Raw genomic sequence first — 21149 nt, 5'->3', positions numbered from 1 at the left:
CTCCCTGTTTTTCTGACGTTACCATAGCGCCATGAATACTACAAATCCGACCACAAACACGCAGTCCCAGTCCGCATCCGGCCATCAGGCAAAGATTCTGGTTGTCGACGACGATTTGCGCCTACGGGATCTGCTGCGCCGTTACCTTGCCGAACAGGGATTCAATGTCGTGACGGCAGAAAATGCCCAGGCGATGAACAAGCTGTGGATCCGCGAGCGCTATGACCTGCTGGTGCTCGACCTGATGCTTCCCGGCGAGGATGGCCTGTCCATCTGCCGCCGCCTGCGCGGCGCCGGTGATCAGACGCCCATCATCATGCTGACGGCGAAAGGCGAAGACGTGGACCGCATCGTCGGCCTGGAAATGGGCGCAGACGATTACTTGCCCAAGCCCTTCAATCCGCGCGAACTGGTGGCCCGCATCAACGCCGTCCTGCGGCGCAAAGGCCCAGACGAAATCCCGGGTGCGCCGTCTGAAACGCCGCAAACCTTCCAGTTCGGCGACTTCATCCTCGACCTCGGGACACGCACGCTGAAAAAGAGCGGTGAAACCATTTCCCTCACCACCGGCGAATTCTCGGTCCTCAAGGTGTTCGCTCGCCATTCGCGCCAGCCACTGTCGCGCGAAAAGCTCATGGAGCTTGCGCGCGGCCGCGAGTACGAAGTGTTTGACCGCAGCCTGGACGTGCAAATCTCTCGCCTGCGCAAGCTGATCGAACCGGATCCATCCAATCCGATCTACATCCAGACCGTCTGGGGCCTGGGTTACGTATTCATCCCGGAAGGCCAACCGCGCTGAAGAACAACCGATGCCGCTTCTCGGAAAACGCCTGAACTGGCTCAAGAGTGGCCTGTTCTGGCGAACCTTCTTTCTGCTTGCGTTCCTGATCGCGGCAAGCATCCTTGCCTGGGTCGCGAGCTTTCGCATCGTCGAACGTACGCCCCGCGCACAGCAGATGGCCGCGCAGGTGATCTCGATCGTCACCATCACGCGTGCTGCGCTCACCCACTCCGCGCCCGACCTCCGGCGCGAACTGCTGTTCGACCTGGCGAGCAATGAAGGCATCCGCATCTATCCCTTGGAAAAAACCGATGTGGTCGAGCCTCCGCCGGAAAGCGGCTGGATGCCGGTGCTTGAGAGCAACGTGAAGGCCCGACTGGGAGATGACACCAAGTTCGCGGGCAAGGTCAATGACGTTGCCGGTTTCTGGGTCAGCTTCAAGATCGATGATGACGAATACTGGCTGCGGCTGGACCGTGAGCGGATTGAGGGCGTCTCCAGCATTCAATGGCTCGGTCTTGGCACGACCACACTGGTGCTGTCGCTGCTCGGCGCAGTATTCATTTCACGCCTCATCAACCAGCCGCTGGCGCGCATCACGGCCGCGACCAGGGCGATTGCCAAGGGCCTCAAGCCGGATCCGCTGCCGGAAAAAGGGCCGACCGAAATCAAGGAAGCCAACCGCAGTTTCAACCAGATGGTGGCCGATCTGCATCGCGTCGAATCCGATCGCGCCGTTATCCTTGCCGGCATCTCGCACGACCTGCGTACGCCGCTGGCGCGCATGCAGCTGGAAGTGGAAATGGCGCACCTGCCAGACGACGCGCGCGATGGCATGCAATCCGACCTTGCGCAAATGGACGCCATCATCGGGCAGTTCCTCGAATTCGCAAAACCCACCGAGAAGGCGCAACTTGCCAGCGTCAACCTGACCGACCTGCTCAACGATTGCGCACGGGAAGCCGGCCGGCTGAGCGACGTCAGCATCAGCAGTGACATCGCACGCAACGTCAACGTCTTCGGCAATGCAACCGACCTCAAGCGCGTTTTCAACAATGTGATCGAAAATGCGCGCCGCTATGGCAAGACTGCTGAAAAGAACCTGACCGAAATCGATATCGCCTGCCGCACGGAAGGCGATCATGCGGTCATCGAATTCAGTGACCATGGGGCGGGTGTGCCGGACGCAGAAATCGAACGCCTGCTTCGGCCGTTCACCCGCCTCGACACCGCGCGCGGCCAGGCCAACGGCGCCGGTCTCGGCCTGGCGATCGTGGAACGCATCATCAAGCGGCATCACGGCATCCTGAAACTCTCCAACCGGCCCCAGGGCGGGCTGCGCATTCGGATCCAGCTCCCGATCACCGGCACCATTGCCTGAAATCGCGGCGTGCCTTTGCTGCACGTTGCAGGAAGGCAATCTTCCCTGTGACTAACACTTTATTACATTGAATTTCTTTGTGGCGCCTGTTCCCTTGATTAAAGTTCATGTTGGTCAGGCCACTTTTCATCCTGGGAATTCCGACGGCCTGTCTTGACCAAGGAGAAACCATGTACGCCCAGAAATTTGTTCGCACCCTCGCCCTCCCTTCGGCAATCGGGCTCGCCACCTTGCTTTCCGCATGCGGCGGCGGTGGCTCGGGTGTGGGAACCGGAACCCTGCAGGTTTCATTGACCGATGCCCCTTCGTGCGGTTTCGATCAGATGAATGTGACCGTTTCGAAAGTGCGCGTCCATCAAAGCGCGAGCGCGAGTGATACGGATAGCGGCTGGCACGATATCTCGCTCAGCCCCGCACGCAAGATCAATCTCCTTACCCTGACCAACGGCATCTTGCAGGACCTCGGCAAGACCACGCTTCCAGCCGGCCATTACACGCAAGTACGCCTGGTTCTTGATACCAGTGGCTCGACGCCCAATTCTGTCGTCCCGGAAGGCAGCTCGACGGAAATCCCCTTGGTAACGCCGAGCGGAATGCAGACTGGAATCAAGCTGATCAATGAATTCGACGTCGCGGCGAACCAGCAGGTTGATCTTGTGCTCGACTTCGATGCCTGCAAGTCGATTGTGAGCCGCGGCAACGGCAGCTTCTCGCTGAAGCCAGTCATCAGTGTGATACCTACACTCGTCAGCGGCGGCATCAGCGGCTATCTGCCAACAGGGCTCACCAGGCCGGTGGTCACAGCACAACAAAATGGCGTCGTCGTGAAATCGACGGTGCCGGATGCAACCGGCGCATTCAACCTCTCACCCTTGCCGGCCAGCTCGACGGGATATGTCGTTGTCATCACGGCGGACGGCCGCACCACGGCAGCCATCACCGGTGTTCCGGTAACGACGGGCACGACCACTCCCGTCAGCACGAGCAGCACACCTGTCTCGCTTGCGGGATCCACCATGCGCACCATCAGCGGCATCGCGAATCCGGTAGCTGCGCAAGCGACAGTACGCGCGACCCAGACCTATGCATCTGGCGGACCGAAAGTGGAAGTCGCCTTCAAGCAAGCTGATCTGACCACAGGTGCCTATTCCCTGTCGGTGCCGACCGCAGCACCGCTGCTCGGCAAGTTCGGTACGTTGCCGATTGCGCTGACAGCCGATTCCACCATTGCGGGCAAGTACACGCTGGAGGCATCGGCAACCGGCTATACGACACAGATCTTCAACGCCGACGTGGGTACGGCAGACGTGACGAAGGACTTTACGCTGGCTCCGTGATTGGCTTCGCGTCGCAGCAGGTTGCATGAAGAAGCCCCGCGAAATCAATCGCGGGGCTTTTTTTGCGCCTTGCTCCGTGAGGTCTTCAGATAGTCGCGCAACGCGACAGCGTTATTGAGATGATGTTCCTTGCTGCTGTAGACGAAAGTGACAACGGGCGCTTTCAAGTGGCTCCGCAAGGCCTGAACCCCATCCGGATTAGCATCGAGTTCCGCTGAATAACGCTCGCGGAATTCATCCCATTTCTCGGGATCATGGGCATACCATTTGCGCAGCTCATTGGACGGTGCAATATCCTTGGCCCAATACTCAGCCCCAAGCCTTTCCTTCGATATCCCGCGCGGCCACAGGCGGTCAACAAGGATGCGCAGGCCGTCGTCTTCCGCGGCCGGTTCATAGGCTGACTTCAGTTTGATCGTGACAGTCATGGTGGCACTCTGCGTGGTTACCGTGGTGACTGAAAATGTATCACGAAGCGCGTCCGCTCCCTGCGCAGCGTTGTCAGTCCTTGTCGTCGTGGCTTGCGATATCGCCTTCCTTGAACAGGACCTCGCGCAGTTCTTCGTCCATCTTCGGATCATGCCGGCGTATCCATTCGAGAACCATTGCCGCATGTTCTTTTTCCTCGTCGCGGTTATGCATGAGGATGCGCTTCAGCTCCAGATCGGATGTCGCGTCCACGCGCTGGTTGTACCAGTCGACCGCTTCCAGTTCTTCCATCAGCGAGACGATCGCGCGATGCATGTCCATCGTCGCGGGCGTCAGTTTATCCATCGATTCATGATAGCCTTCACTTGCCATAGCAGCTCCTTGGTTTCGTCAATCCCGGGCTCAGGCATTGTCAGGTGCCGTCCGCAAAAGCTCAAATTGGCAAATTCAATGCCTGATTTCGTCTCAAACAATCGGTGTTTCCCGATCCAAACTTCGGTGCGCCGGAATGCCATCCGGCTTGCCTGCACGATAAAAGTCGAACTGTCATAATGGGGATCGAAGCAGCCTGCGCGTCGAAGCGGCTGCTGCGGAAGAAATCAGAATAATCCGAGACACCGCATCCTGCTGAGAGAGATTCCCATGCTTAACTTTGATTTCTATAACCCCACGCACATCCTTTTCGGAAAGGGGCGTATCGCCGATCTCGCAAAGGTCATTCCTGCCAATGCACGCGTGCTGATGTTGTATGGCGGCGGCAGCATCAAGAGCAATGGCGTGTATGGCGAGGTGATGGCTGCACTGGCCGGGCATACCGTCCAGGAGTTTTCCGGCATCGAGCCGAACCCCAGCTATGAAACACTGATGCAGGCAGTCGAACTTGTGCGCAAGGAAAAACTCGATTTCCTGCTGGCTGTCGGCGGCGGTTCCGTGATTGATGGCACCAAGTTCGTTGCGGCGGCAGTCCATTTTGAAGGCGATCCCTGGAACATCCTGGAAAATCGTGGCCGCAATATCAAACAGGCGCTGCCCTTCGGCGCGATCCTTACCCTGCCGGCGACAGGTTCGGAAATGAACAACGGCTCGGTGATCACGCGCAAGTCATTGCACGCCAAGATTCCTTTTTCCAGCAGGCTGCTGTTCCCCGCATTTGCCATCCTCGATCCGAGCAAGACCTTCACCTTGCCGGCGAAGCAGGTCGGCAACGGCGTCGTCGATGCGTACGCACACGTGATGGAGCAATACCTGACCTACCCCGTCAACGCGCCCGTGCAGGACCGGTTTGCCGAAGGTCTGCTGCAGACGCTGATCGAAGAGGGCCCGAAAGCGCTCGCGAAGCCCGACGACTATGACGTGCGCGCCAACGTGATGTGGTGCGCCACGCTGGCCCTGAACGGCCTGATTGGCGTCGGTGTGCCGCAGGATTGGTCAACACACATGATCGGCCATGAACTGACTGCACTGTATGGCCTCGACCATGCACAGACACTGGCCATCGTGCTGCCCGGCATGCTGCGCGTGCGCAAGGACAGCAAGCGCGCCAAACTGCTGCAGTACGCGGCACGCGTCTGGCACATCACGCAGGGCGATGAGGACGCACGCATTGAAGAAGCAATCCAGCGCACGCAGGATTTCTTCGAACAAATGGGTGTGAAGACCCGCCTGTCCGACTACAAGCTCGGCCAGCAGAACATCGATGCCATCCTCAAGCAACTGGGCGAACACGGCATGGTGTCACTCGGCGAGCAGCGCGACGTCACGCTGGATGTCAGCCGGAAAGTGCTCGAAACAAGCGCATAAGACAGAAACAGGCGTGCCGCGACGCGCTTGAACTTCCCACAAGGCGGCCAATCTACCTGTCTGACATGCCGACAGGTAGACAAGGCAACAGCGGCATGGAACCTGTGTCGTTCCATGCCGTTCGCACTTCAGGAGGCACCATGCCCACGACACCCTCAACCAGCCCGCCGGACAAGCCCATTCCCCACCTGAAGCCGGGCGATGAAGCCAAACCCGGCACGCCGGGAAGCGGTGAAGATCTTTGCGAGGTATGCGGCGGCACCGGCGTCAGGAAAGACGGCAGCCAATGCGCCAACTGCGAAGGAACGGGACGCGTGATACACGGAATCGGGGGCGGCTGAACGCCTCCCTGGCCAGCATCACTTCCGGCAGATCAATGCCACCGCTTCGGCGGCGATCCCCTCTTCGCGCCCAAGAAAGCCGAGCTTTTCGTTCGTCTTCGCCTTGATGTTGACCTGACCAACCGGAACATCAAGATCAGCCGCTACGTTGGCTTGCATCTGCGCGATATGCGGCGCCATCTTCGGCGCCTGCGCGATGATCGTGGCGTCAACGTTTCCTACGGCGTAGCCGGCGGCGGCCACCCGGTTGCACGCTTCGCGCAGCAAGGCCCGCGAGTCGGCGCCTGCAAAACGTTCGTCCGTGTCCGGAAAATGGCGGCCGATATCGCCAAGGCCAGCCGCGCCCAGAATCGCGTCAGTGATAGCGTGCAGTAGGACATCGGCATCGGAATGGCCAAGCAGGCCAGTTTTATGGGGTATGGTGACACCGCCGATGACGAGCCGGCGCCCCGGCACCAGGGCGTGGCAGTCGTAGCCCTGGCCGACCCGGATGGAGATGGAAAGCGATGTGCTCATGCGTCTCCTTTCAAATGCAATTCAGCCAGCGCAACGTCGTGCGGCAAAGTGACCTTGAAGTTGCGCGGGCTGCCTTCCACCAACTTCGGCCTGAGGCCGAGCGCTTCGATAGCACTCGCTTCGTCGGTGACCTCGCGGGCCTGCTCCAGGGCACGGCGCAGAAGCGCGTAGCGAAACATCTGCGGTGTCTGCGCTGCCCACAGGCTGTCACGCGCCACCGTGGCCTGCACCCGGCCTTCGGCGTCGCCGCGCTTGAGCGTATCCACGACCGGCAATGCCAGCAGGCCGCCCACCTCGTCCGATTGCACCGCCTCGATGAGACGGTCGATCAGGCCGTCGGTCAACCCTGGTCGCGCCGCATCGTGCACCAATACCCAATCCCCATCGGCGACCTGGTCGCGCATGGCCATCAATCCGTTCAGCACCGACTGGTGGCGCGTTGCCCCACCCTCGAAAATCACCGTCACGCGGTCGTCGAGATGCTTTGCACCGGACAAGGCTTCTTCGATGTAGCCGTCTTCGGCGCTGACCACGACGAAAGTATGCGCAATCTTTGGCGAGAAGGCGAAGGTATCGAGCACATGCATCAGCATCAGCTTGCCGGCGAGAGGCATATACTGCTTCGGGCATTCGGCGCCCATGCGGGCACCGGCCCCGGCGGCGGGAATCAGCGCAAAGAAACGTGGAGGGGTCATGTTGTTTCGACAAAATCGCACAAGGTGGCATTCCGACGGCAACGAGGGCGGCCAAGTGCGATAGTTTATAATCTCGGCATATTTTCTCACAGACGAAGCCAGCCGAAATGCAGTCGCCCCGGCAACTTCCGACCCTATGACATTTCAGATGTCGTAACGTGATGTCATTCGATCTAAAAAAATCCCTTCCCAAACCCGGAAACCGCTTCGCCTTGCCAGCCGCGCACGGCTCCGCCGACGCGTTCGCACTGGCACAGGCCGCAACGGAACTCAAGGCGCAGCAACGCATGCTCGCGGTGGTTGTCGCCAACGCGACGGACGCGCAGCGCTTGCTGGCGGAAATCCCCTGGTTTGGCAACAAGGAAGGCGCCGAGCTGCGCTGCCATCTTCTGCCCGACTGGGAAACCCTTCCCTATGATGCGTTTTCGCCGCACCAGGACCTGGTTTCCGAACGCCTGGCGACGCTGCATGAAGTCCGCTCAGGTCAATGCGACGTGCTCATCGTGCCGGCCACCACGGCGTTGCTGCGCATGGCGCCGCCGTCCTTCCTTGCCGCCTACACGTTCTTTTTCAAACAGGGCGAAAAGCTGGATGAAGCACAGCTCAAGTCACAGCTCACCCTGGCCGGCTACACGCACGTCAGCCAGGTCATGTCGCCGGGCGAGTATTCGGTGCGCGGCGGCCTGATCGATCTGTTCCCGATGGGCTCGGCCCTGCCCTATCGCCTCGACCTCTTCGGCGACACGATTGAAACCATCCGCACCTTCGACGCAGATACGCAGCGTTCGCTGTATCCGGTGCGCGAAGTGCGCCTGCTGCCGGGACGTGAATTCCCGATGGATGAGGCATCGCGCACGGCCTTTCGCAGCCGCTGGCGCGAGGAGTTCGAGGGCGATCCATCAAGGTCGCCAATCTACAAGGATATCGGCAACGGCATTGCCTCTGCCGGCATCGAATACTATCTGCCGCTCTTTTTCGAAGAGACGGCCACGCTGTTCCAGTACGTCCCGGACGAGACCATGTTCGCGCTGGTCGGCGACGTCGAAGCGGCGATCAGGCGCTTCTGGAACGACACGCAATCACGCTACAAATTCCTGCGTGCGGACCGCGAGCGTCCACTGCTGGAGCCGCAACGCCTGTTCCTGACCGACGAGGATTTTTTCACCCTCGCCAAACCGCATCCACGCTGGGTGATTCAGCAGGGCGACGTCGCCTCCGAACTGTCGGCGCCGATTCCGAACATCGCCGTCAACCGCCGCACTGACGATCCGCTGACCAACCTGCGCGCCTATCTCCTGCAGACGGACAAGCGCGTGCTGGTCTGCGCGGAATCGAGCGGCCGGCGCGAAACGCTGCAGCAGTATTTCAATGAATACGACCTCGCGCTTGCGCCGTGCGAAGGTTTCCAGGATTTCGCCACCGCTTCCGCCAAGGTGATGCTCGGCGTCGCGCCACTCTACGCCGGGTTCGAGCTCGGTGCGGACCTGGGCAATCTTGCCTTCATCACCGAAACCGAGCTGTACGCCGGCAGCGGCCGCCGCGCGGGGCGGCGCAAACAGGAAGGCGTGACGCAGGTCGATTCCATGGTGCGCGACCTGTCGGAGCTGAAGGTAGGCGACCCGGTCGTGCATGTGAACCATGGCATCGGCCGCTACATGGGCCTGGTCAGCATGGACATGGGCGAAGGTGAAACCGAATTCCTGCACCTCGAATATGCGAAGGACACCAAGCTCTACGTGCCCGTCTCGCAGCTGCACGTAATCTCGCGCTATTCCGGCACGTCGCCCGAGGATGCCCCTCTGCACGCACTCGGCTCCGGCCAATGGGAAAAGGCCAAGCGCAAGGCCGCACAGCAGATTCGCGACACGGCCGCCGAGCTGCTGAACCTGTATGCCCGCCGTGCAGCGCGCCAGGGACACGCATTCCAGTACTCGGCGCGCGACTACGAGACCTTTGCGGAAAGCTTCGGCTTCGAGGAAACGCCTGACCAGAGCGCGGCAATCAATGCCGTCATCAAGGACATGACCAGCGGCAAGCCGATGGACCGCCTGATCTGTGGCGACGTCGGTTTCGGCAAGACGGAGGTTGCGCTTCGCGCCGCCTTCGTCGCGGTCATGGGCGGCAAGCAGGTCGCCATCCTCGCGCCCACCACGCTGCTCGCGGAACAGCATGCGCAGACCTTCGCCGACCGCTTTGCGGATTGGCCAGTGAAGATCGCCGAACTGTCGCGCTTCCGCACCGGCAAGGAAGTTACGCAGGCGATCAAGGGCCTGAGCGACGGCACGATCGATATCGTCATCGGTACGCACAAGCTGCTGTCGAATGAAGTGAAGTTTTCCCGCCTCGGGCTCGTCATCATCGACGAGGAACATCGTTTCGGCGTGCGGCAGAAAGAAGCTTTGAAAGCACTGCGTGCCGAGGTCGACGTGCTGACGCTCACCGCAACGCCCATTCCACGTACGCTCGGCATGGCACTCGAAGGCCTGCGTGATTTCTCCGTCATTGCGACCGCGCCGCAGAAGCGGCTGGCGATCAAGACCTTCGTTCGCAGCGAGGACGACTCGGTCGTCCGCGAAGCCTGTCTGCGCGAGCTTAAGCGTGGCGGCCAGGTGTATTTCCTGCACAATGAAGTCGAGACGATCCTGAACCGCAAGGCGATGCTCGAAGAGCTCCTGCCGGAAGCACGCATCGCCGTCGCGCACGGGCAGATGCATGAGCGCGAACTGGAGAAGGTGATGCGCGACTTCGTGGCGCAGCGCTTCAACATCCTGCTGTGCACGACCATCATCGAAACCGGCATTGACGTGCCGACCGCGAACACCATCATCATGCACCGCGCCGACAAGTTCGGCCTCGCGCAATTGCACCAGCTGCGCGGCCGCGTCGGCCGTTCGCATCACCAAGCCTATGCGTATCTGCTGGTGACTGACGTGCACGGCCTCACCAAGCAGGCACAGCGCCGGCTGGAAGCAATCCAGCAGATGGAAGAACTCGGCAGCGGTTTCTACCTCGCGATGCACGACCTGGAAATCCGCGGCGCGGGCGAAGTGCTCGGCGAAAACCAGTCCGGCGAGATGCAGGAAATCGGCTTCCAACTGTATTCCGACATGCTCAACGAAGCCGTGCGCTCGCTCAAGAACGGCAAGGAGCCCGACCTCGCGGCCCCCCTGTCGACCACCACCGAGATCAACCTGCACGTTCCCGCCCTGTTGCCACAAGATTATTGCGGCGACGTGCACGAACGTCTGTCGATCTACAAGCGTCTTGCCAATTGCGAAACGCAGACTGCCATCGACGACCTGCAGGAAGAATTGATCGACCGCTTCGGCAAGATGCCGGACGCCACCCGGGCATTGATCGAGACACATCGCCTGCGCATTGCCGCAGTTCCGGTAGGAATTGTTAAAATCGACGCCCATGCGGAATCGGCCGTCCTGCAGTTCCAGCCGAATCCGCCGATCGACGCCATGCGCATCATCGAGCTGATCCAGAAAAACCGCCATATCAAGCTGCACGGCCAGGACAAGCTGCGCATCACGGCGAACATGCCGGACCTGGCGGCGCGGGTGACGCAAGTGAAGTCAACCATCCGCTCGCTGGTAGCCTGATCACTCTTTTAACCAAACCCTGTAAAAACGCAGCTCCCGCAGCACTGACAAGCAGCCCGACATGAACCTGATCCTGCAAGGCCTGAATACTGACCGCCCGACCATTGAACGCATTGCCAGCATCGCCGATGCGCAACGCATCGTTCCCGTTGCCCCGCACGCCTGGCGTTGCGAAGGGGTCCGCAACAACGACACGCTCAAATCGGACATTGACACGCAATGCCTTGCCGCAAAACTGGATTATGCATTCGTCGAACCGGGCCGCAGGCTGTCCGATTTCAGGCTTGTGACGATGGACATGGATTCGACGCTGATCACTATCGAGTGCATCGACGAGATCGCCGACATGCAGGGCCTCAAACCGCAGGTGGCCGAGATTACGGAAGCGGCCATGCGCGGCGAGATCGAATTCCGCGAGAGCCTGACACGGCGCGTCGCGCTGCTCAAGGGGCTGGATGCCTCGGCCCTGCAGCGCGTGTATGACGAGCGCTTGCAGCTATCCCCGGGTGCGGAGAAGATGCTCGCCGCAGTGAAGGCGGCGGGACTCAAGACCTTGCTGGTGTCCGGCGGATTCACCTTCTTCACCGATCGCATCAAGACCCGGCTCGGTATGGATTACACACACTCCAACGAGCTGGAAATCGTCGACGGCAAGCTGACCGGACGCGTGGCGGGCGGCATTGTGGATGCGGACGAAAAGAAAAAGATGGTCGAACAGGTTTGCGCCGAGCTCGGCGTTTCCACGAAACAAGCGATCGTGATGGGTGACGGCGCCAATGACCTGAAAATGATGGGCATCGCGGGGATATCCGTTGCGTTCCGCGCCAAGCCAGTCGTCAGGGCGCAGGCGGACGTTGCCTTGAATTTTGTCGGCCTTGACGGGATCTTACCCCTGTTCGAGTAATCTTCTCAGGCAAACATTCGCAAGGAGACGCAATGGTCCAGGAACTCGTGTTCGATCCCAAGTTGCAGTCCGCCAAAAACCTCGCCTGGTGGCTTTACCTTGCCCACGCAGCGAGCTTTCTTTTCTCGCTGGGGATCTTTTCCTGGATTCCACTGATCATCAACTACATCAAGCGCCCGGACACGGCGGGCACGTTTGTCTACAGCCACCATTCCTGGCAAATCCGCTCGTTCTGGTGGTATTTCTTCTGGATGTTCATTGGCGCGACCCTGTTTGTCACGGTCGTCGGCATTCCGTTCGCCTGGCTGGTCTGGTCAGCCGCATGGATCTGGAAGGCCTATCGTCTGCTGAAGGGCTTGCTTGATTTGAATGACAACAAGGCAATGCCTGCTTGAGGCGAAAGCCCGTTCGTGCCGCAGCGTTGACCGAGATGTCGAGAAGCCGCGGCACACCCTGAACAAGTGTTAGAAATCACGTTTTTCTTGGCGTAACCCGGACAGGAAGCGGACCATGGCTCCCGGCTCTTCCTGCGCTGGATTCGTCGCGAACCTTGATCACGGCATTCGCCACGTTGGCGTTCAGGGACAGTCCAACGACGATCACCAACGCTAAAGTGCCGACAGCGCCTGTTCGATATCCGCGATCAGGTCGGCCGGATCTTCCAGTCCGACGTTGAAGCGAACCAGTTGTCCGTTCCCGTTCCACTGCCTGCGCATCGACTGGATGCGGTAAGGCACGCACAGGCTGGCGGCCCCGCCCCAGCTATACCCGATCTTGAACAGCGTAAGGCTATCGATGAAGCGATCGGTTTGCTCCTCGGTGTACTGTTCGTCGAACACGACCGAGAACAGGCCGCCGGCGCCGGTGAAGTCACGCTTCCATGTTTCATGGCCCGGGCAGTCTTCGAAGGCCGGGTGCAGCACACGCGCGATCTCGGGCCGCGCCTTCAGCCATGCTGCGACCTTGCGCGCACCGGCGTCATGCGCTTCGAAACGCAGCTTCATGGTCGGCAGGCCGCGCAGCACCAAGTACGCATCGTCGGCGCCAACGCCATAACCGATGCGCATGTGCGCCAGTTCAATGCGATGGATCAGTTCCCGATCGCGCGTGATGACGGCACCCATCAGCACATCCGAGCCGCCGGACTGGTACTTGGTCAGTGCCTGCATCACGATGTCGACGCCGTGCTCGAAGGCACGGAACGCAATGCCTGCCGACCAGGTGTTGTCGATCGCCACATGGATGTCCTGCCCGGCGTCACGCTTCTCTCTGACGACCTTGCAGATGGCCGGGATATCGGGGACTTCCATCGATACCGACCCAGGCGCCTCCGTCCAGATCAGGCGGGTGTTCGGCTGGAGCATGCTGGCGATGCCGGCGCCGATCATCGGATCGTAGAAGCGCGCAGTGATGCCGAAATCCTGTGATAGCCAGCGCCCGAGTTCGCGGTTCGGGTTGTACACGTTGTCCGGGATCAGCACGTCGTCACCCGTTTTGAGCAGTGCGAAATCCACCATCGCGATCGCCGCCAGTCCGCTCGGAGCAAGCACGCAATGCTCGCCGCCTTCGATCTCCGCCAACCGCGCTTCCAGTGTGAAGGTAGTGGGCGTTCCATGCAGCCCGTAGGTGTAACCGGTCTTCTCCTGCCAGTTGCGTGAGCGCAGCGCCGCCACATTCTCGAACAGAACGGTCGACGCATGGTGGATCGGCGTCGGGAATGCCGCGAAGCCTCCCGGTGCTGCGTAATCCGAATGAATCAGCGCGGTCTGAAACGATTTGCGGTCTGCCACTCACGCCTCCTGCTGGACATCATTGTTGCTGATTGTTCGATGGCGTACCCGCCGTTGCGCCCTGCATCGTATCGTCGTTGCGCCGGATCCTGAGGATGAACGGCTTGGTCACCTTGCCGTCGGGCGACTGCCATTCGCCGCTGATCGTGTCGCCGGCCAGCTTGCCGGTCCACTGGCCTGACACATCCTTGCCGTTCTCGGACTCTTCCAGGAAGAAGTCATCGCCCTCAATTTCGCCTGCGAGCAGTACCCGTTGCGGCTGGCCGGAAACGAAGTACTCGCCTTCAATTCCCTCATCCTTCTCGGCCTTGTTGCGCAGTGTTCCCTGGATCTGCGCCTGACCCAGCATGCCTTGCATGGTCACCGGCGCACTGGACAGCATCTTGCCGGCAGCCGCCAGCGTATCCTGGGTTGGCGGCACGGTGGAAAACGCGGCGCCGGTGGAAATCGTGATCACCAGCCCCAAAAGAGATTGCATCAAAGCACGTTTCATTTATGCTTCCGCCCACAAATCATGTGCATCTGCCGCGGTGATCTTCACATCCACAAACTCCCCGACCTTCAATTTCCGGTGCGGCTCGTATGGCGGTTTCACATAGACCACGCCATCGATTTCCGGCGCATCGGCCGCCGAACGCGCCGTACCACCGCTTGCCGTCACTTCGTCGAGCAGCACGCGCATGGTCTTGCCGACCTTGGCCTGCATGCGCTTGCGGGAGATCCCCTCCTGCAGTTCCATGACGCGCGCGCGACGTTCTTCGCGCACTTCTTCAGGAACCGGGTTGGGCAGTTCGTTGGCAGTCGCGCCCTCGACCGGCGAATAGGCGAAGCAGCCGAGACGATCGATCTCTGCTTCCTTCAAGAAGTCCAGCAGGTAGTCGAATTCCTGCTCGGTCTCGCCCGGGAAGCCGGTGATGAAGGTCGAACGGATCGTGATGTCCGGGCACATCTTGCGCCAGGCCTGGATGCGTTCGATGTTCTTCTCGCCGTTGGCGGGACGCTTCATGCGTTTGAGTACATCCGGGTGGGCATGCTGCAAGGGCACGTCGAGGTAAGGCAGCACCTTACCCTCGGCCATCAGCGGAATCACTTCATCGACATGCGGATACGGGTACACATAATGCAGACGTATCCATGCGCCATATTGCGCAGCCACTTCGCTGAGCGCGGTTGCGAGCTGCGTCATGTGCGTCTTGACCGGCTTGCCGTTCCAGAAACCGGTGCGGAACTTCACGTCGGCGCCGTAGGCGCTGGTGTCCTGCGAGATGACGAGCAACTCCTTCACGCCGGCTTTGAACAGATTCTCGGCTTCCAGCATGACGTCCGCGATCGGCCGCGAAACAAGATCACCGCGCATCGAGGGAATGATGCAGAAGCTGCAGCGATGGTTGCAGCCCTCGGAAATCTTCAGGTAGGCATAGTGTTTCGGCGTGAGCTTGATGCCTTGTGCCGGCACGAGATCGAGGAAGGGGTCATGTGGCTTGGGAAGATGCTTGTGCACGGCGGCCATCACCTCGGGCAGCGCTTGTGGCCCGGTCACTTCAAGCACCTTGGGATGAACACTGTGAATGATGTCGTTGCCCGCCGCATCTTTCTTTGCGCCGAGGCAACCAGTGACAATTACCTTGCCGTTTTCATGCAAGGCCTCGCCGATGGCATCGAGCGACTCCTGCACGGCTGCGTCAATAAAGCCACAGGTATTGACGATGACCAGGTCCGCGCCACTGTAGGAATTGGCGGTTTCGTAGCCTTCAATGCGCAACTGGGTAATGATCCGTTCGGAATCGACGAGTGCCTTGGGACAACCGAGAGAAACGAATCCGACCTTGGGGGAATCCAGCTTGGAAAGGTCGGCTTTAGGGGATTGAGAAGACATAACAAAAAAGGGTACAAAGCGAATCCGCTATTGTACCCTTTCATGTCGCATTTCCAGTCCGGCGCGGGAAATACCTTATCTTCCGTAACAGCCCTAAGGGCTTGAATTATTTCTTGTTTTTGTCAGTCGGTGCGAACGGGAAGCTGCCGAACATGTTCTTGGTCTGGTTCTGCATCTGTTCCTGCATCTGCATGAACAGGTTTTTGCTCTGCTCGATGTAATTGCTCATCATCCCTTGCATCATCGGGCCTTGCACATTCATGAACTGGGTCCACATCTCCTGGCTGAAAGGCTTGCCTTCATAGAAACCCTTGGAGCTCTCGGCGAGCTTGTTCTGGATATCGATGAACGCCTGGATGTTCTTCTCCAGGTAGGAACCCATCATCCCCTGCATCGCATGGCCGTAGTAGCGGATGATCTGCGACAAGGCGCTGCTGGAAAACATCGGCGTGCCATTTGCCTCTTCTTCCAGGATGATCTGCAACAGGATGCTGCGCGTCAGGTCCTCATCGGTCTTGGCATCGACGACGGTAAATTCTTCATTGTCGAGGACCAGCTGTTTCACATCCGACAAGGTAATGTAGGAACTGGTCTGGGTGTCGTAAAGGCGGCGGTTCGGATACTTCTTGATCAAGCGCTCGGAAATCTTTTTTGCACTATTCATCGAAAATTCCAGTTATTGCGTCGCAACGCTCTTATGCCGTTTCGTAAAAAAAGCGAACAGATGTTCGCCTGGGCCAGTTTTATTATAGTGCGAGAAAACAAATATTTACGCAATTCTTGCCCTGATTTTCTGTACATATTGCAATGCAATTGTGGAAATCTTCGATCCCGGTACAGCGCAATGCGGATTTCTTGCCATATTGACAGCACATCAATGCCGAATATCGGCCACGGGCGAAGTTCTAGACAAAAGTGCGTCGTTTAACCCCGCCCGGTCAGCTAACTTATCCGGCTTTGACCTTCACATAACGGCCAGGCGCAGGCTCGATCTCCTTGTGCTTCGCGTTGCCGTATTTGCGCGGCGCATTGATCTGCTTTCCGGCATGCTTCGCGAGGAAGGCCGACCATTCCGGCCACCAGCTGCCCGGATGCTCCGTCGCCTCGTTCAGCCACTGCTGCGCATCATCGATGACCTGGTCGTTGCTCCAGTAGCTGCGCTTCTTCTTCGCGGGCGGATTGATCACGCCGGCGATATGGCCGGATGCGCCGAGAATGAAGCGGTTGCGACTGCGCTTCTTCGGATTGACCAGCACGGTTGACTCGTATGCTGCCGTCCATGGCACGATGTGGTCCTCGCGCGAGCCGTAGATGAACGCCGGCGCGTCGATGCGTGACAGGTCGATCTTTTCGCCGGCGACACTGAGTTTTCCGGGTGCCCGGAGGCTGTTCTCGAGGTAAAGGTTGCGCAGGTACCAGCAGAACATCGGACCCGGCAGGTTCGTGGCATCCGCGTTCCAGTACAGCAGGTCGAAAGGCGGCGGGTCTTCCCCTTTCAGGTAATTCGAACTGACGTAATTCCAGACCAGGTCATTCGGTCGCAGGCTGGAAAAGGCCGAGGTGAAATCGCGTCCGGGCATGAGGCCGCCCTGACCGATGGACTGTTCGCGCATTGCCACTTGTGCCTCGTCGATGAAGACATCGATCACGCCGGTGTTTGAAAAATCGAGCAAGGACGTGAGCAGCGTCATGCTGGAGACAGGATTCTCACGCTGGCCGTACAGCAGGGCAAGCGCGGTGGCCAGGATCGTTCCACCCACGCAGAAACCGAGCGCATTGATCTGTTCCTGCCCGCTGATCTCTTGAACCACATTGATCGCGCGAATCGCGCCGTCGACAATGTAGTCGTCCCAGGCCAGATGCCCCAGCGCAGCGTCGGGGTTCACCCAGGAGAGGAGGAACACAGTATGACCTTCCTGGACCGCATAGCGCACCAGCGAATTTTCCGGCTGCAGGTCGAGGATATAGTACTTGTTGATGCACGGCGGAATAAGAAGAAGCGGCCGTTCATACACCTTCTTCGTCAGTGGCTTGTACTGGATCAGCTGGAAAATCGCATTCTCGAAAACGACCGCGCCCTCGGTATTCGCAACATTCTTGCCGACCTCGAAGGCCGATTCGTCCGAGTGTGAGATATGACCTTTCTGCAGGTCTTCCAGCATATGCGAGATACCCTTGGTCAAGCTCTCGCCCTTGGTTTCGATCAGCTTCTTTTGCGCTTCAGGATTTGTGGCCAGGAAGTTCGCAGGTGACATCGCGTCGACCATTTGCTGGACGGCAAAGCGGATCTTCTGCTTCGCCTTGGGCGTCGCCTCTACTGATTCAGCCATCGACATCAGGAAGCGCGCGTTCAGCAGATAGGCTGCGGCATTGAAGGCAAACACGGGATTCGACTGCCATTCCTGGCCAGTGAAGCGCTTGTCGGAAATGGCGGGAGCCTTCGAGCTCAGCATGTCCTGCCACAAGGCGGACATTTTCTGCATGTAGTCGTTTTGCAGTTTCGCCATGACCGAGGGATCGATCGTTGCGCCGAATTCCTTGATGGTCGCAGTGATCGGCCTGGTATCGACAGGGGGCATTTTGAGCCAGGCCTGCCACGCATTCGGGTCGACGAACTGCGACATCCATGCATTCGCACCGGCTTGAGGCTGGAACATGTTCATGCTTCTTTCTCTAATTTGGCGTAAGGTAACGGGATCAAGAGTACGTAATCAGGAGTACTAAAGGAGTTATGTATATCGTCGCCATTGCATGGATTTATGTTGTATTGATGATGTCACTTACCGAGCAATCGCTGATTGCCGGGCTCATGACCTTCCTGCTGTATGGCTTGTTGCCTCTGGCGACCATTTTATACGTGATGGGAAGTCCGCGACGCAAGCACGACCGTGCTAAAGCACGGAAATCCTTGCGTGAATCCGGGCGTTCGAACGAAACGCCTGCGCACGAAGAAAAGGAAACTAATCCAGGGGCGTCGGATTGACGATCGGCATATTCGCCGATTCTTCAGACAGGCTGCTTGAGCCAAATCAACGATGCCATTCGTCCAGTGAACCTGTCACGCCGATAAGAGTAAAAGCGGCGTGCCTCTTTGACGGTGCAAAGCCCGCCGCCATGGACCTGTGTCACTCCTGAGCCGGCCAGTCTCATTCGGGCAAGAGTGTAGATGTCCGCCAGGTATTTTTCTTGCCCCGCAATGGGCTTGAATGCCGATATCAACGTCGCATCGCTACCAGCGAATGCATCGAAGACATCCTGCCCTACTTCAAACGAGTCGGGGCCGATCGCCGGGCCGAGCCATGCGAGAATTTCTCCCGCACCCGCATCGCGCATCCGGGATACCGTTTGCTCCAGCACGCCGGAAACCAAGCCACGCCAACCCGCGTGTGCTGCCCCGACGACACGTCCGTTCACATCGCAAAACAGGACCGGGAGACAGTCCGCCGTCTGCACGACGCACACCACGCCGGGTCGCGTCGCAATACTGGCGTCGGCTTGCGGAGCGGCGGCGCCCGGAGCCTCGGTCTGCATTGCGCTCATGACATCGGCGGCATCGAGCACCGTGGTGCCGTGCACCTGTGTCAGCCATGCCGGCTCCGAAGGCAGCAGGTTTCGCAGCAATGCACGGTTGCGTGCTACCGCAACTGGATCGTCGCCCACGTGGATTCCCAGGTTCAGCCCGCCGCCGTCCGCACCATCGTCATACGGAACGCGGCTGAATCCGCCTGTTCGCGTTGTCGACAGCGCACCCACACTAGCAGGAGCGCCGGCCCAGTCGGGGATCAGGATATCCATGCCGGGCACCTTGCATTCATTCAATCACGACGCCATCCATGCCGGCGCGCTGCAGCAGTTCACTGAAATCTGCCGGCAAACCAGCTGTCCATTCGAGAAGCGTGCCGGATGACGGGTGGATCAATCCGAGGCGATAGGCATGCAAGGCCTGCCGGCCAAATACTGCAGCCAGGTGAGGCTTGCCGTACAAGGGATCGCCAACGAGCGGAAAACCGATCGACTGCATGTGTACACGGATCTGGTGGGTACGCCCGGTTTCCAGCTGACACCGCACGAGGCTTGCCTCGCGCCCATCGACCTTTCCCGTGGCGATACGCTGGTAATGCGTAACCGCAGGCTTGGCACTTTCATGCTCCGACACCGCCATCTTGATCCTGTCCCGGGGATGTCGGCTGATCGCGGCATCCACCGTGCCGCTCAGGCGAGGCGTCCCCCACACCAGCGCGAGATATTCGCGTCTGACGGTCCTGGCCTGCAACTGCCGCACCAGGTCGGTTTGCGCCTGGAGCGTCTTTGCCACCACCATCAGGCCGCTGGTGTCCTTGTCCAGGCGATGCACGATGCCTGCACGCGGAACGCCGGCCAGCGCGGGACAATGGTGCAGCAGGCCGTTAAGCAGGGTTCCCGACCAGTTGCCTGCGGCCGGATGCACCACCAGACCGGCCGGTTTGTTTAGCACCAGGATCGCCGCATCTTCATGGACGATACTCAAGTCCATCGGCTCCGGCTTGAATGCCTGCTCTTCCGGCGCTGCCTGCGGCTCGATGACGATGGTTTCATCGCCCAGCACCTGCATCTTTGCACGCGCAGGCTGGCCGTCCACCTTCACGAATCCGGCATCGATCCATTGCTGCAGGCGGCTGCGAGAATATTCAGGGACAAGCTGCGAAATCACCTTGTCAAGGCGCACGCCGCAAAATTCCGGCGTCAGTTTCAGTTCGATGGCGGACGCCGCGGAGGCGGCGCTGTCTTCATCGCCATCGTCAATATCGGTTTCAGGGAGGGTCTGGTTCAAAATCGGAGTTTCTATTGATATATCGCTGCAAGCGGCATCGGCTATAATCGTTGCCTTGTCCAGATGTGCTCTTGCAAACGTCATGCAAAAAAGATCGTTGAAGTTCGCTGCCATTGCCCTTGCTTTGTCCTTGTCCGGATGCGGTCTGTTCCCGGAGAAAATCGACGAAACCAAGGATTGGTCGGCGTCCAAATTATACTCGGAGGCGCGTGACGAATTATCGAGCGGCAATTTCGAAAAAGCCGTCCAGTACTTCGAAAAGCTGGAATCGCGCTATCCGTTCGGCACCTACGCGCAGCAGGCACAGATGGAAATCGCCTATGCGCACTACCGTCAGGGTGAGCAACCGGAAGCGCTGGCTGCGGTGGAACGCTTCATCAAGCTGCATCCGAATCATCCGAACGTCGACTACATGTACTACCTGCGCGGCCTGATCAACTTCAACGACAAGGTCAGCTTCCTCGATTTCCTGTCGAAGCAGGATCCAAGCGAACGCGATCCGAAAGCAGCCCGCGACGCATTCGACTCGTTCAAGCAACTGGCAGAACGCTTCCCCGACAGCAAATACACGCCGGATGCCCTCGCACGGATGAAATACCTGGTCAATGCAATGGCGCAGCACGAGGTGCATGTCGCAGACTACTACTACCGCCGTGGCGCCTATCTTGCGGCTGCAAACCGTGCCCAGATTGCGATCAATGAATATCGCGATGCGCCGGCGGTCGAGGAAGCCCTATTCGTGATGGTGCGCGCCTACGACGCCCTCGGTCTGACGGAACTGCGTGACGACGCCGAGCGCGTCATGAGGAAGAACTTCCCGAACAGCGTGTTCTTCAGGGGCGGCCCGGATCGTAGCGGCCCGTGGTGGAAGATCTGGTAAG

At 59.4% G+C, this 21149-nt stretch carries 21 protein-coding genes; 10 read left to right on the top strand and 11 right to left on the bottom strand.

Translation table 11 applies throughout. The annotated features are described in order from the left end of the window. Window positions 1–31: 31 nt before the first annotated feature. The 3 genes from ompR to VJ698_RS16600 all read left to right on the top strand — a co-directional run bounded on the left by ompR (window position 32) and on the right by VJ698_RS16600 (window position 3499). Entirely contained in the window at window positions 32–799 is a 768-nt protein-coding gene (ompR, locus tag VJ698_RS16610) for a two-component system response regulator OmpR (protein WP_324103898.1), read from the top strand. Between the two features lie 10 nt (window positions 800–809). Then, window positions 810–2162, top strand: a complete 1353-nt coding sequence (locus VJ698_RS16605) for an ATP-binding protein (RefSeq protein WP_324103897.1) — start codon at window positions 810–812, stop codon at window positions 2160–2162. Window positions 2163–2332: 170 nt separating this feature from the next. Next, window positions 2333–3499: a DUF4382 domain-containing protein gene (locus VJ698_RS16600; protein ID WP_324103896.1), complete on the top strand. Its 1167-nt coding sequence runs from the start codon at window positions 2333–2335 to the stop codon at window positions 3497–3499. A gap of 44 nt (window positions 3500–3543) precedes the next feature. On the opposite strand, the gene VJ698_RS16595 is transcribed toward VJ698_RS16600, so the two are convergent. Both VJ698_RS16595 and VJ698_RS16590 read right to left on the bottom strand, forming a co-directional pair. Next, a complete protein-coding gene (locus VJ698_RS16595) occupies window positions 3544–3927 on the bottom strand; it encodes a DUF488 domain-containing protein (protein WP_324103895.1) in 384 nt (127 codons plus the stop codon). 73 nt (window positions 3928–4000) lie between these two features. Further along, a complete protein-coding gene (locus VJ698_RS16590; RefSeq protein WP_324103894.1) occupies window positions 4001–4300 on the bottom strand; it encodes an encapsulin-associated ferritin-like protein in 300 nt (99 codons plus the stop codon). A 270-nt stretch (window positions 4301–4570) separates the two neighbouring features. On the opposite strand from VJ698_RS16590, the gene VJ698_RS16585 reads away from it, so the two are divergent. Beyond that, window positions 4571–5728 carry an iron-containing alcohol dehydrogenase gene (locus tag VJ698_RS16585; protein ID WP_324103893.1) on the top strand — a complete coding sequence of 386 codons (1158 nt, stop codon included), beginning with the start codon at window positions 4571–4573 and terminating at the stop codon, window positions 5726–5728. Window positions 5729–5868: 140 nt separating this feature from the next. Then, the gene (locus tag VJ698_RS16580) at window positions 5869–6069 is read left to right on the top strand and encodes a hypothetical protein (RefSeq protein WP_324103892.1); all 201 of its coding nucleotides are present in this window, start codon (window positions 5869–5871) and stop codon (window positions 6067–6069) included. Between the two features lie 18 nt (window positions 6070–6087). Here VJ698_RS16580 and ispF read toward each other — a convergent pair whose 3' ends face one another. Both ispF and ispD read right to left on the bottom strand, forming a co-directional pair. After that, entirely contained in the window at window positions 6088–6585 is a 498-nt protein-coding gene (gene ispF, locus VJ698_RS16575) for a 2-C-methyl-D-erythritol 2,4-cyclodiphosphate synthase (protein ID WP_324103891.1), read from the bottom strand. Further along, window positions 6582–7280, bottom strand: coding sequence for a 2-C-methyl-D-erythritol 4-phosphate cytidylyltransferase (gene ispD / locus VJ698_RS16570; protein ID WP_324103890.1), 699 nt, complete (start codon window positions 7278–7280; stop codon window positions 6582–6584). The genes ispF and ispD overlap by 4 nt, the downstream gene beginning before the upstream one ends. 161 nt (window positions 7281–7441) lie before the next feature. Between ispD and mfd the strand changes: the two genes are divergently transcribed. The 3 genes from mfd (at window position 7442) to VJ698_RS16555 (ending at window position 12187) form a co-directional block, all read left to right on the top strand. Then, entirely contained in the window at window positions 7442–10888 is a 3447-nt protein-coding gene (mfd, locus tag VJ698_RS16565) for a transcription-repair coupling factor (protein WP_324103889.1), read from the top strand. A gap of 61 nt (window positions 10889–10949) precedes the next feature. Further along, entirely contained in the window at window positions 10950–11792 is an 843-nt protein-coding gene (gene serB / locus VJ698_RS16560; RefSeq protein WP_324103888.1) for a phosphoserine phosphatase SerB, read from the top strand. Window positions 11793–11824: 32 nt separating this feature from the next. Beyond that, a complete protein-coding gene (locus VJ698_RS16555; protein WP_324103887.1) occupies window positions 11825–12187 on the top strand; it encodes a hypothetical protein in 363 nt (120 codons plus the stop codon). 213 nt (window positions 12188–12400) lie between these two features. Here the strand turns inward: VJ698_RS16555 and VJ698_RS16550 are convergent, their stop codons facing one another. The 5 genes from VJ698_RS16550 to phaC all read right to left on the bottom strand — a co-directional run bounded on the left by VJ698_RS16550 (window position 12401) and on the right by phaC (window position 18121). Further along, a complete protein-coding gene (locus tag VJ698_RS16550) occupies window positions 12401–13582 on the bottom strand; it encodes a cystathionine beta-lyase (RefSeq protein ID WP_324103886.1) in 1182 nt (393 codons plus the stop codon). 19 nt (window positions 13583–13601) lie between these two features. Next, complete coding sequence (locus VJ698_RS16545; RefSeq protein WP_324103885.1) at window positions 13602–14075, bottom strand: hypothetical protein; 474 nt, start codon at window positions 14073–14075, stop codon at window positions 13602–13604. Then, the gene (gene rimO, locus VJ698_RS16540; RefSeq protein WP_324103884.1) at window positions 14076–15458 is read right to left on the bottom strand and encodes a 30S ribosomal protein S12 methylthiotransferase RimO; all 1383 of its coding nucleotides are present in this window, start codon (window positions 15456–15458) and stop codon (window positions 14076–14078) included. A gap of 106 nt (window positions 15459–15564) precedes the next feature. Continuing rightward, window positions 15565–16122, bottom strand: coding sequence for a polyhydroxyalkanoate synthesis repressor PhaR (phaR, locus tag VJ698_RS16535; RefSeq protein WP_324103883.1), 558 nt, complete (start codon window positions 16120–16122; stop codon window positions 15565–15567). Window positions 16123–16405: 283 nt separating this feature from the next. After that, complete coding sequence (gene phaC, locus VJ698_RS16530; RefSeq protein ID WP_324103882.1) at window positions 16406–18121, bottom strand: class I poly(R)-hydroxyalkanoic acid synthase; 1716 nt, start codon at window positions 18119–18121, stop codon at window positions 16406–16408. A 68-nt stretch (window positions 18122–18189) separates the two neighbouring features. Here phaC and VJ698_RS16525 point away from each other — a divergent pair, with 68 nt between their 5' ends. Continuing rightward, window positions 18190–18441: a hypothetical protein gene (locus tag VJ698_RS16525; RefSeq protein ID WP_324103881.1), complete on the top strand. Its 252-nt coding sequence runs from the start codon at window positions 18190–18192 to the stop codon at window positions 18439–18441. Window positions 18442–18464: 23 nt separating this feature from the next. Here the strand turns inward: VJ698_RS16525 and pgeF are convergent, their stop codons facing one another. After that, the gene (pgeF, locus tag VJ698_RS16520; protein WP_324103880.1) at window positions 18465–19253 is read right to left on the bottom strand and encodes a peptidoglycan editing factor PgeF; all 789 of its coding nucleotides are present in this window, start codon (window positions 19251–19253) and stop codon (window positions 18465–18467) included. A gap of 16 nt (window positions 19254–19269) precedes the next feature. Further along, window positions 19270–20352: an RluA family pseudouridine synthase gene (locus VJ698_RS16515; RefSeq protein ID WP_414691178.1), complete on the bottom strand. Its 1083-nt coding sequence runs from the start codon at window positions 20350–20352 to the stop codon at window positions 19270–19272. Here VJ698_RS16515 and VJ698_RS16510 point away from each other — a divergent pair. Next, window positions 20351–21148 (top strand): outer membrane protein assembly factor BamD, encoded by a 798-nt coding sequence (locus tag VJ698_RS16510; protein ID WP_324103878.1) that lies wholly within the window; start codon window positions 20351–20353, stop codon window positions 21146–21148. The two genes, VJ698_RS16515 and VJ698_RS16510, sit on opposite strands and share 2 nt — an antisense overlap. Window position 21149: the final 1 nt, after the last annotated feature.

The sequence above is a fragment of the Noviherbaspirillum sp. genome, from assembly GCF_035254685.1.
GTDB lineage: Bacteria > Pseudomonadota > Gammaproteobacteria > Burkholderiales > Burkholderiaceae_D > Noviherbaspirillum.
This window is presented reverse-complemented; position numbering and strand designations above follow the sequence as displayed.